This is a genomic window from Serratia sp. ID 25-353 (genome assembly GCF_054792795.1).
Genome location: NZ_CM139236.1, coordinates 1,116,901 through 1,132,689 on the forward strand (window position 1 = coordinate 1,116,901; position 15,789 = coordinate 1,132,689).

Sequence of the window (15,789 nt, forward strand, 5' to 3'; positions counted from 1 at the left end):
CGGATCGCGTGGTTGAAGGGATCGTTTTCGCTCAAAGTCGCGAAAGCTCTTCGATCACCGCTTTTTTTGGGTTCTTCGGGTCGTACTTTATCGCGATGAAATGGCCCGGCTGATAACGCGGCAAATCCACGACGCTGATCGGGCCTTTCGCCACCGCCGTATGGTTTTTTCCGTCTTGGGCGATGTACTTGACTTCGACTTCGCAGACCGGTCGATTCCCATCCCACAGGTTGGTCTGGCGAATGCTGACGATTTGCCCTGAGGCGGAAATACCGTTCTCCATCACGCTGAGGGACGAACCGATATGTTTGAAATAGCCCCAGATATCGACCGTGATAAATTTGAAAAAGCCCACCAGGCTGAGGATGGGAGCCAATAAAATCAAACCGATAACGGTGAAAACATTTTTGGCCTTCGACATGGGAGTCCCTTTACAAGAAGATCGCCAGCGCCTTGGTGCTCAACCGTAAGGCGCCGTTGGTGACCAGCGCGCCAAGCTGAGTGAACGTCATGGGATCATTACTGAGCTTGAAATTGGTTTTGCTGATCGACAGCGGGTTGTGCGAGATATCCAGCATCGTGTGTTTCAGGCTGGTTGCCGTCAACGAAAGATTGGAGCCGTAGAAGGCAAAGTTGGCCCCGGTCGCCACCCATTTCCAACCGTGGCAGTTATCTTTCCAGCTCGGTGTTTGCACCGAGACGCCGTCCGCGCTGGTGATATCGATGGTTTTCGCCTTGATGGTCAGCGTGCCGGTTATTGTCGTGTTCTGGTTGTTGTTGTAGGTTTCGGTGACATCCCCGGTCACGGTGGCCGTCTGACCACCCGCTTCAATCGTCAGAATTTGCCCGCCGGCGGTGATGGTGGTGTGCTGGCCGCCGGAGGTGATGTTGACCGTCTGCCCCTGCTTGATGGTGCTGGTCTGTTGCCCTTCGGTAATGTCGAGGGTCTGGTTGCCTTTCACCGTGACATGCTGGGTTTGCGTAATGTTTTGCGTCTGCGCGCCGTCAAGCTTGAAGGTCTGATTGCCGGTGATGTCGATTTTATCGCCGCCGTCGATAATCGTCAGGTCGCGGCCGCCTTTGATGTTCACCGTCTGGTGAGCGTTCAGGTTGGCGGTTTCCAGCCCATTGACGGTAGTCGTGCGTTTCGCTTTGTACAGGAACGTGGCGTCGCCGGTGACGGTGTCGTCCTGCTGGCGCCCGATGGTGGTGGTGCGACTGCCGTCAATATTGACGTTCTTGTCGTTCTCCACCGTCATGTTCATGTTGCGTTCGGCATGCATGTCGAACGATTCGTTGCCGGGCGAGTCTTCCAGGAACAGAAAGCTGGCGTTGTCGGCACCGCCGCCTTTACTGCGGCTCATAAAGCCCATTTTAGTGGCGTCGCCGGGCAGATCCCACGGCGGCATGCTGTCTTCGTTGTAAACGCGGCCGGTGATGATTGGGCGATCCGGATCGCCGTTGATAAAGTCGACCACCACTTCCTCACCCACGCGCGGGATCTGGATCCCGCCGTATTTCCAGCCGGCCCAGGCGCTGGAGACGCGCACCCAGCAGGAGCTGGTTTCATTGCCGCTGCCGTGGCGATCCCAACGGAATTTGAGTTTCACCCGGCCATATTTATCGGTCCAGATGCTTTCCCCTTCCGGTCCTACCACTTCGGCAGTTTGCGGGCCATGGGTTTTCGGCCAGGGCGTGGTGCGCGCCGGGCGCCAATTGATGTCCGCCGGAACGACCTGAAATTCGGTTCGCTGCTCGCCAACATCGTTATCGTTGCTGGCGTAGCTGTTTTCCTGCATGAAGTAATGCGCGCTGACCACCAGGTAGGTGCGATTATCTTCCACACGCGGCGCCTGGGTCAGTTGAAAACGGTAGCCGGGTGCAATGCCCTGCGAATTGCCTTCGCCGCTCATCTGCTCGTGCTGCGCTTCGAACTCCTGCTGGCGAACCTTGACGTAAAACTGGCCGTGGGCGTGATCGGTATAACGGCCGGGCCAGTCGAACACCTCGGCTTTGTCCTGCGCGAACGAGGCGGGATTTTGCCGGGCCTCCAACAACCGCGCGCGCGGCTTGCGAAAATCGTAGTCATCCAGGCTATAGAGGCTGGGCGTGATGGCGTCAGAAACGCTCCAGCTGTTGATGCTGTCTTTGTTTTCCACCAGGCCGCCTTCCGCGAGCTGATAGGGAATGCTGGCGTAGCCGGCGAGTTCCTGATGTGCCGACGGCGCGTCAGCCAGCACCAGCGTATGGCCGTCTTGTTGGTGCGTGAAATAGTAATAGATGCCTTCGTGTTCCATCAGGCGACTGATGAAATCGAAATCGCTCTCCTGGTACTGCACGCAGTACCCCCAGATACGGTAGTCGTAACTCAGGCGGTTATCGATTTTCACCTGATACTGCCCCAACACCTGAGTCAGGATGTCGGGAACGGTCTTTTCCTGGTAGATGCGAAAATCGCGGTTTTGCGTTAGATACCACAGCGTGGGGCGCAGCACGGCGCGGTAGATATAGTAACGGTTGCCGCCGGCTTCTCGTCCGGAGAGGGTCATGCGCGTGATATTGCCGTTGAGATAACGCGGTGCCAGCGGATTGCCCCGCAGCTCCAGCGTGATTTTTTGTCCCAGCAGCGCTTTCAGATCGAGCCGATTGTCAGGACTGAGCAGTTCGACGTCGAATTCGAACAATCCGGCCAGTTTTTCCTCGCCGGAAAGGCTTCTGAACAACAGCTGATGGGAGGGCAAAGGTGTGTGCGCAATGATAAGACGATCCATACTATTCCCCGCTTTAGGCATAGCTACCGCACGAGAATTGACGCGCGATCCCGATGGCGTATCTGTCACGAATGGAGACAGGAACTGACGAAAGATTTAACAAAGTTTACACAAAGGCACGATTTGTGCAGTCTACAATAGAGCTCTGCATTTGCAAAATAGCCTTGTGGATCAATGCTCAATTCGTTAACTTGCTCACGATCTTGTTTTTTATCACCTAAAACATATAGATACGGGTAGATCGTTTTTTATCTCAAATTATTGGAAAATTGGTAATACCAAAAAATAAATATGTAACACTTAAGTCAACGTGTTTATAAAACAACTCTTTTTTTACGTAAAAAAAGTCACTGACTGTTTTTTATCCTTACCATTTGCCAGTTAAAGATGATCAAATATATAAATTTGGCGAATGTTAATTCGGATGATTCCTATTTGGTGGGCGTCCCAGCGCCCACCGACGGGCCCGGGAACAGGCGTTTGAACGGTTGAAAATGCAGCGTATGCCGTCGTTAACGTGAGGAGGCGGCGAAGGGGAGTTGGCCTATCAGCTCACAGAGCCAGATTAACGCCGGGTCGCGTTGCGCCTGCCGGCCGGCGATCAGCTCAATGGGGAAAGGCGCGATGGCCAACTCGTCAGGCAGCGGGAGAATGCGTACGCGTTGCGGATCGGAAAAATGCCGGGCCGCGCTGGCGGCCAGGGTGGCGATCAGATCGCTGTCGGCGACCACGGCCGGCAGAGCGGCAATATGTGAAAAGGTCACGGCGACGCGCCGTTGACCGCCGATTTCCGCCAGGCGCCGGTCGACCAATCCCCTGGCAGAGCCGTCGTCTGCCGGTGCGTATAGCCCATGCGGCAGGCTGAGGTAGCGTGCCAGATCCCAGCGGCCATCCGCCAACTGTGGGTGTGAACGGCTGGCGATACACACCAGATGTTCTTCAAACAACGTGCGCACATAGTGGCTTTCCGCTCCGGAAAGGTGCCCTCCCAGCGCGATATCCACCTCGCCGCGATCCAGTTGCCGGTAAATATTGTGGCGATCCAGGCGCGAAACGCGAATATCGATGCCGGGTGCTGTCTGACGTAACCGACTGATGATAGCGGGCAGCAGCAGGATATCGGCATAGTCGCCGGCCGCCAGCGTAAAGCGCCGCTGCCCGGCGGTGGCCGGATCGAAACGGGCAGGGGGCGCCAACGCCAGATGGATCTGTTCAAGCACCTGCTGTATCTGCGGCATAAGCTGATGGGCGCGTGGCGTAGGCGCCATGCCGCCGCCGCTGCGAACAAACAGCGGATCGTTCAGCAGCGTGCGCAGCCGTGCCAAGGCATTGCTGACGGAGGGCTGGGCGCGGTTAAGACGCCGGCCTGCGGCGGTGACGTTGCGCGTCTGATATAGCGCCTCGAACACCACCAGCAAGTTGAGATCGACGTTGGCTAAATTCATTTTATGAATACTCTATATACAGATAATCCATTTCCGGAATCATACTGCGTTCTTTAGGCTGGTAGCATACGAATTTAGCCTTCAATCAGGGGAAATGATGAACAAAGTCTTGATCACCGGCATTGAGCCGTTCGATGGCGATGCGGTGAATCCTTCCTGGCAGATTGCGCAGGCGTTGGCCGGTGAGCGTATCGCCGGCGCGGAGATCGCGGTGCTCGAGCTACCTTGCGTGTTGGGCGAGGCCAATCAGCAATTGATCGCGGCGATTGAGGCGCTGCAGCCGCTGGCGGTGATTTGTCTGGGCCTGGCCGCCGGCCGGGCCGAGATATCGTTGGAACGGGTGGCCATCAATTTGATCGATGCCCGCATTCCCGACAATGCCGGTAAACAGCCGGTCGACATACCGGTGGTGGCCGGCGGGCCGGTGGGGTATTTCAGCACGTTGCCGGTCAAGGCCGCAGTGCAGCAGCTGCGCCGACAGGGGATCCCGGCGGCGGTCTCTTATACGGCAGGTACCTATAACTGCAACCATATTTTTTACGGTCTGCGGCACTATCTCGAGACGCAGCACGCGAGGGTCAGGGGCGGATTCGTGCATATTCCGTACAGCCATGCACTGGCGGCAGCGCATCCGGGCAAGCCGAGTATGGCGCTGGCGACGATGGTGGAAGCGGTGCGCACTATTGTGCAGGTGACGCTGACGGTCGAGGAAGATGTGCGATTCGGCGACGGCGCCGTACATTAACAGCAGGGCGTGGTACGCCACGCCCTGCTACGGGTTATTCATCGGCGACGCGGATCACCAGTTTGCCGAAGTTTTTGCCCTGCAGCAGGCCGATAAACGCCTGCGGCGCCTGCTCCAGTCCGTCGACGATGTCCTCGCGGAACTTGATTTTCCCCTGTTCGACCCAGCTGCTCATTTGTTGCAGGAACTCATCAAAGCGCGAGCCGTAGTCGTCGAAGATGATAAAGCCCTGCATACGGATGCGTTTGCGCAGGATCAGCCCTTCCAGCAGCGGCAAGCGGTCCGGCCCCGCAGGTAACCCGGTGGCATTGTAATGGGCGATGATGCCGCATACCGGAATGCGGGCTTTGGCGTTCAACAGCGGCAGTACGGCGTCGAACACCGCCCCACCGACGTTTTCGTAATAGATGTCGATGCCTTTAGGGCAGGCGGACGCCAGCTGTTCGGCAAAGTCAGGGGCGCGGTGATCGATACAGGCGTCGAAACCCAACTCTTCCACCACATAGCGGCATTTTTCCGCCCCGCCGGCAACGCCGACGACGCGGCAGCCTTTCAGCTTCCCGATTTGGCCGACCACTGAACCGACTGCACCGCTGGCGGCAGCCACCACCAGCGTTTCACCCGCCTGCGGTTGACCGATATCGAGCAGCCCCATGTAAGCGGTAAACCCCGGCATGCCCAGCACGCCCAGCAGGCGGGAAGGATGCGGCAGGTGCGGGCCGAGGTTGCGCAGGCCGCTACCGTCGGACAGGGCATAATCTTGCCAGCCGTCATAACCCAACACCCAATCGCCGACGTTGAAGTCGGGATGCTGTGAGACCGCGACGCGCGATACCGTGCCGCCCACCATCACCTGACCGATCTCGACCGGCGGCGCGTAGGAAGGGGCATCGCTCATGCGCCCGCGCATATAAGGATCCAGCGACAGATAAACGGTACGCAGCACCAGCTGCCCGGCGCCGGGCTGTGGCACGGGGACAGTGTCGAGACGGAAGTTCGCCGCCGTCGGTTCACCGTGCGGACGCGAAGCCAGCAGGAAGCGGCGGTTCTGTTGAGAAGGGGGCATCGAAAGCTCCTTTGCGTTGCGACAAACAAGATTCGTTAAGCCTAGTTCAGGGGCGGCAAGGCAACGTTACCGAATGTGCTTAGCCTTAGAGCGGAACGATCAGCACGTCGATATGGCTGATATTGATAAAGCGGGCGGCGGAACAGGAGACCTTATTCATCATGCCGTCACGATGATTGCCGCACAGCAGGAGGTCGAACGGCTGACGGCGGCTGGCGTATTCCAGGCTGTCACCCAGCTCGCCGTGCACGATCAACGTATTGGCGATCGGGTAACCGGCGCGTTGACGCAGTTCTTCCATAAACAACCGGGTTTCCTCCTCCATCAACGAGCGTAAATCGCCCAGCATCGGCCCGGCGAAATTATTGTACATTTCCGGGTTGGCGAGGGTGCTTAACAAGGTGATGCTGCCGCCGTAAGGGCGAACGATGGAGACGGCCTTTTCCACCAGGCGGTGGCTGTCAGGGGCAACGGCGACGGTGACCAGAACGTTTTGATACCCCATATCCTACTCCTTGTTGTATCCATCGTGTTTCAGGCTGCCGCATCGGCGGCCTTGGTGGAAGTACTGCGTCGGATAAAGGGTAGAACCTGGCGAGGGTAATAAATGTGTTTCGCATCACGCGCGGCAATAAAAGCCGAATTTGCCCCGGTTATATAGCAATAAAAGATAAAACCGTTGCCGCACGTAATTTCACTGAATTAAAGCACCTGCGCCCACAGCGTTTTCGGCACCTTGCCCAGATCGAACAGTTTACCGGCCACCAACTCGGCGCGACGGTGGTCGGCGGCACGGTACATATTGCTCATTTCCGTATCGTTTTCAATGGAGTAGTTCAGTTTGTCGTACACCTTCTCCAGGCTGTCCAAAGAGGAGCATTTACGGAATGTCAGCAGATATTCGAGCGTATCAGTCATGATTAAAATATAGCCTGTTAATAGTTAAAGCCGGGTGAATAACACATCGGCGGCTCACGGCGGCGCCGTCGAGGCAGCGATGTACGACCTGACAAAAATCATTTCAAGTAGATAAATTGCACTGGGTAATGATGTCGCGCCGCCCGTGGCGGCGCTTTGATAAATCATAATATGCCCGTGCGCCGTCAGCAATCTCATCCTGCTGATAAATGAAGAAATAGGGAAAGTCTCAGAGCGAGGCTGCACGGGATGGCGGCAGAAGCACCGCGGTTCCTGCTGCGCGCAAGTTCGCGCCGTCGTTTTGCGGCGTTTTCTTCACCTGCCCTAAGAGGCGCAACGGCATTACGCGGTGTTTGTCGCCGCCGCTTGCGTTGAAAAGCCGTTTTTCTCGATGGAGAAATATGAAGAGTAAAACAAAACTGCGTTTTATTTTATCGCCATGAAGGGAGGGGAATGGGGGGCTGGTTAATAATTTATTCACCTGGGGAATAATTATAACGGCAACAGAAAAAGAAATAAAAAGCATTAAAGTTTTATGAATTGCTGCCGATATGGCGTTTTGGGGGAATTTAACTCAGAAAAAATATTCTTGCATCGTGCTAATACGGAAACATATCGTTACGTCTGTTAGCTTGTTCACTACGCCTACGAATCATTGATAAGCCTTAATCACCTGATGTTGAAAATTAGAACAGCCTCAGGCTGAGGGCTTAAGTCAAATCCGATAGCTAATAACCTCATAGTTTACATTGGTTATTTTTCAGCTTGGATATTTTTCAGTAACTCAAATGGTTATTTATACTGAGTTTGTTGCCTATATACAGATTTTTGTTCTGTTATTTTGGTTTGGTGATGCTTTTGTTCGAATTGATCTAAAAAAGATAATTTTTTGGCGCATAAACATTGTTTTTAAGACGTTTTTTTACCTATGGTTATTTTATGAGCAAAATGGCGGTCAATAAGTGAGCGTATTTGGGTGTATTTGGCTTAATTATTTTTTATTTTTGTGATCTATGTCACATTGTATTTAAAATTGCCTCTCACTTACATTGTGTGTGCTAATGGTTCGGGGGTAGAGTTGCGCTGCTTTAGGAATAATCTTATTAAATTTGTAAAAATAGTTTCATGGTGACTAAACACTATCGAAGCAGAATGCTGTACATCCATACACGTTGGTTTACGCTCGTAGCAAATACTGAACAGTGGTCGAATTTAGCGATTGTCGAAAATTATAGCAGTCGTTTTTGAGCGATTAATTTGCCAACTTTGGGAAACAACCCAAGTCACGGGCGATAAAATTTATCACCCAGCGTATGTTTTTAAACATAGTCTGTCGGGATGGGGAATATGGGTACGTCTGAATTACTTAAGCATATTTATGACATCAATCTGTCATATTTACTTTTAGCACAGCGTTTGATTAACGATGAAAAAGCGTCCGCGATGTTCCGCCTTGGTATTGATGAAACCATGGCCGATGCGCTGGCACAGCTGACTTTACCGCAAATGGTTAAGCTGGCCGAGACCAACCAGCTGGTTTGCCACTTCCGCTTTAACGAAAGCCAGACCATCGAACGCCTGACCAAAGAGTCGCGCGTCGACGATCTGCAACAAATCCATACCGGCATTTTGCTATCAAGCCATTTACTGCAAGAGCTATCGAGTAAAGACGCTAGCCCGACGAAGAAAAGAGCCTGATGATGGTTGAGAAAAGTATCGTTCAAGAAGCCAAGGACATTCAGCTCGCCATGGAGCTGATTTCGCTGGGAGCCCGATTGCAGATGCTGGAGAGCGAAACTCAGCTCAGCCGTGGGCGCTTGATTAAACTTTACAAGGAGTTACGCGGCAGCCCGCCGCCAAAAGGAATGTTACCGTTCTCAACCGACTGGTTTATGACCTGGGAACAAAATATTCACTCGTCGATGTTTTACAACGCCTACCTGTTTCTGATGAAAAGCGGGCAGTGCAGCGGGGTGGAGGCCGTGATCAAAGCCTATCGCCTCTATCTCGAGCAGTGTCCGCAGCAGGCCGGCGAGGCGCCGTTGCTGGCGCTGACCCGTGCCTGGACGCTGGTGCGCTTCGTCGATAGCGGCATGTTGCAGCTCTCTGCCTGCAGCTGCTGTGGCGGCGCATTTATCACTCATGCGCATCAGCCGCTGAATGGTTTCATCTGCAGTTTATGCCAACCCCCATCCCGCGCCGTAAAAAGACGTAAACTTTCGCCGCAACTGGCCGATATTATTCCTCAACTGCTGGACGAGCAGGTCAAACGCGCCATTTGAGCCGCCACATTGCCGGCTCTCGGCAATGAATACCGACGTGTGATACGCAGGGGCGGCATGCCGCCCCCAGACATGCAGCCTGGTCTGTCGCGCCAGGGCGCGTTTGCCCCACCTTCCATCCACATTGTTAATTTAAGGAATGCGTGTGCTAGTTATTTTGGGTTATCTCGTGGTATTGGGTGCGGTGTTTGGCGGCTACCTTATCGTGGGCGGTCATCTCGGTGCGTTGTATCAGCCGGCGGAATTTCTGATTATCGGCGGGGCGGGGGTCGGGGCCTTCATCGTCGGCAACAACGGCAAGGCGATCAAAGCCACGCTGCGCGCGCTGCCGCGGCTGATGCGCCGTTCCAAATACAACAAAGATCTGTATATGGATCTGATGGCGCTGTTGTTCCGCCTGCTGGCCAAATCGCGCCAGCAGGGCATGCTGTCGCTCGAATTCGATATTGATAATCCGCAAGAAAGTGAAATTTTCTCTAATTATCCGCGCATCCTTGCCGATAACACCCTGGTGGAGTTCATTACCGACTATTTACGGCTGATGGTGAGCGGCAATATGAATGCGTTCGAGATCGAAGCGCTGATGGACGAAGAGATCGAAACCTACGAGCAGGAAAGTGAAGTGCCCGCCGGCAGCCTGGCGATGGTGGGCGACTCCTTGCCTGCGTTCGGTATCGTCGCGGCGGTGATGGGGGTGGTGCACGCCCTGGCTTCGGCCGATCGGCCGGCTGCGGAACTGGGCGCGCTGATCGCTAACGCCATGGTCGGTACTTTCCTCGGTATTCTGCTGGCCTACGGCTTCATCTCGCCGCTGGCCACGTTGCTGCGCCAGAAGAGCGCCGAAAACGTCAAGATGATGCAGTGCATCAAGGTCACGCTGCTGTCGAGCCTGAACGGTTACGCGCCGCAGATCGCCGTCGAGTTTGGCCGTAAAACGCTGTATACCACCGAACGTCCTTCTTTCGTTGAGCTGGAAGAACACGTGCGCCGCGTGAAAGCGCCGGCGCAGCAGGCGACGGAAGAAGAAGAAGCATGAAACAGAATCATCCGGTCGTTCTGGTCAGAAAGCGCAAGTCGCATCATGCCGCCCATCACGGCGGCTCCTGGAAGATCGCTTATGCCGACTTTATGACGGCGATGATGGCGTTCTTCCTGGTGATGTGGCTGCTGGCGATCGCCAGCCCGCAGGAGCTGACGCAAATCGCCGAATATTTCCGCACGCCGCTCAAGGTCGCTCTGACCAGCGGCGACAAGAGCAGTTCCGAAAGCAGCCCGATCCCGGGCGGCGGCGACGATCCTACTCAGCAGCACGGCCTGGTGAGAAAGCAGGTCGATTCGCCGGACAAGCGCGCCGAAGAGCTGCGCCTGAACAAGCTGCGCGAAAAGCTGGATGAGTTGATTGAGTCCGATCCGCGCCTGAAGGCGCTGCGCCCGCATCTGCTGATCAACATGATGGACGAGGGGTTGCGCATTCAGATTATCGATAGCCAAAACCGGCCGATGTTCAAAACCGGCAGCGCGCAGGTCGAGAGCTATATGCGCGATATTCTGCGGGCGATAGCGCCGATCCTCAACGATTTGCCGAACAAGATCAGCCTGTCCGGCCACACCGATGATATCCCTTACGCCACCGGCGAGCGCGGCTACAGCAACTGGGAACTGTCGGCCGATCGCGCCAACGCCTCCCGACGCGAGCTGATCGCCGGCGGCCTGGCGGAAGGCAAGGTGTTGCGGGTGGTGGGCATGGCGGCCACCATGAGCCTGAAACAGCACGGCGCCGATGACGCGATTAACCGTCGCATCACCGTGCTGGTGCTGAATAAGCAAACGCAAGAAGGCATCGAACATGAAAATGCCGAAAGCAACGCGATGGATATCGCCCAGCCGGACAGCCTGAAACAGCTGGCGCCGTCGGCGACTGCGCCGGCCAGCCAAACGCCGGAACCCCAGGCGGTAACGCCGACCGATCAAGCTATGCCGCCGGCGACGGATCCCGTCTCCCAATCGCAGGTATCCCCGGCGATAGCCCCGACCGGCCAAGCGCCGGAGCAACCGGCGGCCGCACCCGCACCGACTAACCGCGACTCACAGCCAGAGGTGACCCCGTGAGCATGGACATTAGCGATTTTTATCAGACCTTCTTTGATGAGGCGGACGAGTTGCTGGCCGACATGGAGCAACACCTGCTGGAGCTGGATCCGCTGGCCCCCGATATCGAGCCGTTGAACGCCATCTTCCGTGCGGCGCACTCGATCAAGGGCGGTGCGGCGACCTTTGGCTTTTCGGTGCTGCAGGAAACCACCCACCTGCTGGAGAACCTGCTGGACGGTGCAAGACGCCAGGAAATGAGCCTGAGCACCGAGATTATCAACCTGTTTCTGGAAACCAAAGACATTATGCAGGAGCAACTGGACGCCTATAAAACCTCGCAACAGCCTGACGCCGAAAGCTTTGAATACATTTGCCAGGCGCTGCGCCAGCTGGCGTTGGAGGCGCAACAGCAGCAGGAGGCGCCTGCGGCTCAACCGGCCGTTCAGCTGCCTGTCGAGAAGCCGGCTGCTGCGCCGGCGGCGATCGAAGGCGGCATGCGCATCAGCCTGAACGGGCTGAAAGCCAGTGAAATCCCCTTGATGTTGGAAGAGCTGGGCAACCTGGGTGAGGTTAAAGATCCTCATCAGACGGAACACAGTCTGGACGTGACGTTGCTCACCTCCGCCAGCGAAGACGACATCAGCGCCGTTTTGTGCTTCGTGCTGGAACCGGAACAAATCAGCTTCTCGACGCCGACGCAAAGCGAACCGGCCATTGCAGAAGCGAGCTTACCGGCAGCGGTCGCCGCGCCGGAGCCAGCGTCGGCCACGAACGCCGCGCCGCCTGCCGCCAAACCGGCCGCCGCAGCGGCGGAAGCGCCAAAAGCGCGCGCCAAGGCGAGCGAGTCCACCAGCATTCGTGTGGCGGTGGAAAAAGTGGATCAGCTGATCAACCTGGTGGGCGAGCTGGTGATCACCCAGTCGATGCTGGCGCAGCGCTCCGGCACGCTCGATCCGGTGAACCACGGCGATCTGCTGAACAGCATGAGCCAGCTGGAGCGTAACGCGCGCGATCTGCAGGAATCGGTGATGTCGATCCGCATGATGCCGATGGAATACGTCTTCAGCCGCTATCCGCGTCTGGTGCGCGATCTGGCCGGCAAGCTGAACAAGCAGGTGGAGCTGACGCTGCAAGGCAGTTCCACCGAACTGGACAAGAGCCTGATCGAACGCATTATCGATCCGTTGACGCACCTGGTGCGCAACAGCCTCGATCACGGTATCGAAGAGCCGGCCACCCGCATCGCCGCCGGCAAGTCGGCGGTGGGCAATCTGGTGCTGTCGGCCGAACACCAGGGCGGCAACATCTGTATTGAAGTCATCGACGACGGCGCCGGTCTGAACCGCGAAAAAATTCTCGCCAAGGCCGCATCGCAAGGGCTGGCGGTGAGCGAGAGCATGAGCGACGAAGAGGTCGGCATGCTGATCTTCGCGCCGGGCTTCTCCACCGCCGAGCAGGTGACCGACGTTTCCGGCCGCGGCGTCGGCATGGACGTGGTGAAACGGAATATTCAGGAGATGGGCGGCCACGTCGAGATCCGTTCGCAGGCCGGTAAAGGCACCACCATCCGCATCCTGCTGCCGCTGACGCTGGCGATCCTCGACGGCATGTCGGTCAAGGTGAACGACGAAGTCTTTATCCTGCCGCTGAACGCGGTGATGGAATCGCTGCAGCCGCAGGCGGAAGATCTGCATCCGCTGGCCGGGGGCGAACGCGTGCTGCAGGTACGCGGCGAATACCTGCCGCTGGTGGAGCTGTATCGGGTATTTGAAGTGGACGGCGCCAAAACCGACGCCACGCAGGGCATCGTCGTTATCCTGCAAAGCGCCGGCCGCCGCTATGCGTTGCTGGTGGATCAGCTGATTGGCCAGCATCAGGTGGTGGTGAAGAATCTGGAAAGCAACTACCGCAAAGTGCCGGGCATCTCCGCCGCGACCATTTTGGGCGACGGCAGCGTGGCCTTGATCGTCGATGTCTCGGCGTTGCAAACCTTGAACCGTGAAAAGCGTCTGACGGACGCCGCCGCATAATAATGAGTTTATTGATTTAAAAGGTGAATGATATGGCAGGATTGGCAGCCGTCAGCAAATTGGCTGGCGAAACGGTAGGGCAAGAGTTTCTGATTTTTACCCTGGGCAACGAGGAGTACGGCATCGATATCCTCAAGGTGCAGGAAATTCGCGGCTACGATCAGGTGACCCGCATCGCCAACACGCCGGCGTTCATCAAGGGCGTTACCAACCTGCGCGGCGTGATTGTCCCGATCATCGATCTGCGGGTGAAATTCTCGCAGCAAAGCGTGTCTTACGATGAAAACACCGTGGTGATCGTGCTGAACTTTGGCCAGCGCGTGGTGGGCATCGTGGTCGATGGCGTTTCGGACGTGTTGTCGCTGACTGCCGAGCAGATCCGCCCGGCGCCGGAGTTCGCGGTGACGCTGGCGACCGAATACCTCACCGGTCTCGGTTCGCTGGGCGAGCGCATGCTGATCCTGGTGGATATCGAAAAGCTGCTGAGCAGCGAAGAGATGTCGCTGGTCGACAGCGTGGCGAAAAGCGTCTGATTCATGACCCCAGGGGGCAGGGCGCTGCCCCCTTCATCCATCACTCTTCTTGACCTGTTGCGACGCCGCAGGCCGCGCCCGGAACCCCCACTAAAAATAGTTACTTTCCCGCATAAAGTTTTGCCGCACGGCGCCGATAACTCTCACATTCAACGTCATCAGAGCCTGTCTGCGCGGGCTTCAACAAGGGAAATCATGTTAAATCGTATGAAGGTGGTCACCAGCCTGTTGCTGGTGTTGGTGTTGTTTGGCGCCTTGCAGTTGATTTCGGGCGGACTCTTTTTCTCCTCGCTCAAGAATGATAAAGAGAACTTTGCCGTACTGCAGACGATTCGTCAGCAGCAGTCTGAACTGAACGAAAGCTGGGTCAACCTGCTACAGACTCGTAATACCCTGAACCGAGCGGGTATTCGTTACATGATGGATACCAACAAAATCGGCAGCGGTGCCAGCGTCACCGATCTGTTGACTTCGGCGAAGAGCATGCTGACGGTTGCGGAACAGCATTACGCCGCCTATGAAAAAATTCCTCTCGATCCGCGTCAGGACGCGCAGTCCGCGGAAAAGCTCAAGCAACAGTATGACATCTTGCACGGTGCTTTGACCGAACTGATTCAGCTGTTGGGCGAAGGCAAAATCAATGCTTTCTTCGATCAACCGACACAAAGCTATCAGGACGGCTTCGAGCAGATCTACAACACCTACCTGGCACAAAACGACAAGCTGTACCAAGGCGCGGTAGAAGACAGCAACAAGTCGTTCTCCTCGGCCATTTGGACGCTGGTGATCGTGTTGCTGGTCGTGTTGGCCGTGATCGTGCTCGTTTGGACCGGCATCCATCATATCCTGGTGCGTCCGCTGAACCGCATGATTGACCACATCAAACAGATCGCCGCCGGCGACCTGACTCAGCAGATCGTCGTCACCAGCCGCAACGAAATGGGCGTGCTGGCGGCCAGCCTGAAACACATGCAAAGCGAACTGATCGAAACCGTCAGCGGCGTGCGTCAGGGCGCGGACGCCATCTACAGCGGCGCGTCGGAAATCGCCGCGGGCAACAACGATCTCTCCTCCCGCACCGAGCAGCAGGCCGCTTCGCTGGAAGAGACCGCCGCCAGCATGGAGCAACTGACCGCCACGGTAAAACAGAACGCCGAAAACGCCCGTCAGGCTTCACAGCTGGCGCTGAGCGCCTCCGAAACCGCGCAGAAAGGCGGCAAAGTCGTGGCCAACGTGGTGCAGACCATGCACGACATCGCCGGCAGCTCGCAGAAAATCGCCGATATCACCGGCGTGATCGACGGCATCGCCTTCCAGACCAACATCCTGGCGTTGAACGCCGCGGTGGAAGCGGCGCGTGCCGGCGAGCAGGGCCGCGGCTTCGCGGTGGTGGCCGGTGAAGTGCGCAACCTGGCGCAGCGCAGCGCACAGGCGGCCAAAGAGATCAAAGGCCTGATCGAAGACTCGGTCAGCCGCGTCGATATGGGTTCCGTATTGGTCGAGAGCGCCGGCGAAACCATGGGCGACATCGTCAATGCCGTTACCCGCGTGACCGACATCATGGGCGAAATCGCCTCGGCTTCTGACGAACAGAGCCGCGGTATCGATCAGGTTGGCCAGGCGGTAGCGGAAATGGACCGCGTGACCCAGCAGAACGCCTCGTTGGTGGAAGAATCCGCCTCGGCGGCGGCGGCGCTGGAAGAACAGGCCAGCATGCTGACCCAGTCGGTGGCGGTATTCCGCCTGAGGCCGGAAGGCCAGGAAGAGTTTAAAGCGCCTGTCACCAGCAAGGCGACGGTAACACCGGTAATCAATCATAAGAAAATGAACGCCAGCGATCTGCAGGATAACTGGGAAACGTTCTGACCGGTATCGGGCCTCTCTCGCAGAGGCCCTTTTCCCTACGTA

15 protein-coding genes are annotated in these 15,789 nt (G+C 56.6%); 8 read left to right on the forward strand and 7 right to left on the reverse strand.

The features are described 5' to 3' along the window. Positions 1-31: 31 nt before the first annotated feature. The 3 genes from ACYF6X_RS05335 to ACYF6X_RS05345 form a co-directional block, all read right to left on the reverse strand. Positions 32-421: a DUF3592 domain-containing protein gene (locus tag ACYF6X_RS05335; RefSeq protein WP_004934914.1), complete on the reverse strand. Its 390-nt coding sequence runs from the start codon at positions 419-421 to the stop codon at positions 32-34. A gap of 10 nt (positions 422-431) precedes the next feature. After that, a complete protein-coding gene (locus ACYF6X_RS05340) occupies positions 432-2,771 on the reverse strand; it encodes a type VI secretion system Vgr family protein (RefSeq protein ID WP_130018216.1) in 2,340 nt (779 codons plus the stop codon). A gap of 512 nt (positions 2,772-3,283) precedes the next feature. Continuing rightward, entirely contained in the window at positions 3,284-4,216 is a 933-nt protein-coding gene (locus ACYF6X_RS05345) for a LysR family transcriptional regulator (protein ID WP_063990276.1), read from the reverse strand. A 97-nt stretch (positions 4,217-4,313) separates the two neighbouring features. Here ACYF6X_RS05345 and pcp point away from each other — a divergent pair, with 97 nt between their 5' ends. After that, the gene (pcp, locus tag ACYF6X_RS05350; RefSeq protein WP_130018217.1) at positions 4,314-4,961 is read left to right on the forward strand and encodes a pyroglutamyl-peptidase I; all 648 of its coding nucleotides are present in this window, start codon (positions 4,314-4,316) and stop codon (positions 4,959-4,961) included. A 34-nt stretch (positions 4,962-4,995) separates the two neighbouring features. Here the strand turns inward: pcp and ACYF6X_RS05355 are convergent, their stop codons facing one another. The 4 genes from ACYF6X_RS05355 to ACYF6X_RS05370 all read right to left on the reverse strand — a co-directional run bounded on the left by ACYF6X_RS05355 (position 4,996) and on the right by ACYF6X_RS05370 (position 7,471). Beyond that, a complete protein-coding gene (locus tag ACYF6X_RS05355; protein WP_130018218.1) occupies positions 4,996-6,027 on the reverse strand; it encodes an NADP-dependent oxidoreductase in 1,032 nt (343 codons plus the stop codon). An 85-nt stretch (positions 6,028-6,112) separates the two neighbouring features. After that, positions 6,113-6,532, reverse strand: coding sequence for a universal stress protein UspC (gene uspC / locus ACYF6X_RS05360; RefSeq protein ID WP_063990274.1), 420 nt, complete (start codon positions 6,530-6,532; stop codon positions 6,113-6,115). A 197-nt stretch (positions 6,533-6,729) separates the two neighbouring features. Continuing rightward, positions 6,730-6,945, reverse strand: coding sequence for a transcription modulator YdgT (gene ydgT, locus ACYF6X_RS05365; RefSeq protein ID WP_004934895.1), 216 nt, complete (start codon positions 6,943-6,945; stop codon positions 6,730-6,732). 229 nt (positions 6,946-7,174) lie between these two features. Further along, a complete protein-coding gene (locus ACYF6X_RS05370; protein ID WP_130018219.1) occupies positions 7,175-7,471 on the reverse strand; it encodes a hypothetical protein in 297 nt (98 codons plus the stop codon). A gap of 821 nt (positions 7,472-8,292) precedes the next feature. On the opposite strand from ACYF6X_RS05370, the gene flhD reads away from it, so the two are divergent. From flhD to tsr, 7 genes are all read left to right on the forward strand, one after another. Continuing rightward, positions 8,293-8,643, forward strand: a complete 351-nt coding sequence (flhD, locus tag ACYF6X_RS05375; RefSeq protein WP_004934891.1) for a flagellar transcriptional regulator FlhD — start codon at positions 8,293-8,295, stop codon at positions 8,641-8,643. Continuing rightward, the gene (flhC, locus tag ACYF6X_RS05380; RefSeq protein WP_016927281.1) at positions 8,643-9,227 is read left to right on the forward strand and encodes a flagellar transcriptional regulator FlhC; all 585 of its coding nucleotides are present in this window, start codon (positions 8,643-8,645) and stop codon (positions 9,225-9,227) included. The genes flhD and flhC overlap by 1 nt, the downstream gene beginning before the upstream one ends. 145 nt (positions 9,228-9,372) lie before the next feature. Beyond that, positions 9,373-10,263, forward strand: a complete 891-nt coding sequence (gene motA, locus ACYF6X_RS05385; protein WP_015378266.1) for a flagellar motor stator protein MotA — start codon at positions 9,373-9,375, stop codon at positions 10,261-10,263. Continuing rightward, entirely contained in the window at positions 10,260-11,336 is a 1,077-nt protein-coding gene (gene motB, locus ACYF6X_RS05390; protein ID WP_130018220.1) for a flagellar motor protein MotB, read from the forward strand. The genes motA and motB overlap by 4 nt, the downstream gene beginning before the upstream one ends. Next, positions 11,333-13,348: a chemotaxis protein CheA gene (gene cheA, locus ACYF6X_RS05395; protein WP_130018221.1), complete on the forward strand. Its 2,016-nt coding sequence runs from the start codon at positions 11,333-11,335 to the stop codon at positions 13,346-13,348. Before motB ends, cheA begins: the two co-directional genes overlap by 4 nt. Before the next feature lie 32 nt (positions 13,349-13,380). Next, positions 13,381-13,881, forward strand: coding sequence for a chemotaxis protein CheW (gene cheW, locus ACYF6X_RS05400; RefSeq protein WP_025303271.1), 501 nt, complete (start codon positions 13,381-13,383; stop codon positions 13,879-13,881). Positions 13,882-14,076: 195 nt separating this feature from the next. After that, positions 14,077-15,747: a methyl-accepting chemotaxis protein gene (tsr, locus tag ACYF6X_RS05405; protein WP_063990271.1), complete on the forward strand. Its 1,671-nt coding sequence runs from the start codon at positions 14,077-14,079 to the stop codon at positions 15,745-15,747. Positions 15,748-15,789: the final 42 nt, after the last annotated feature.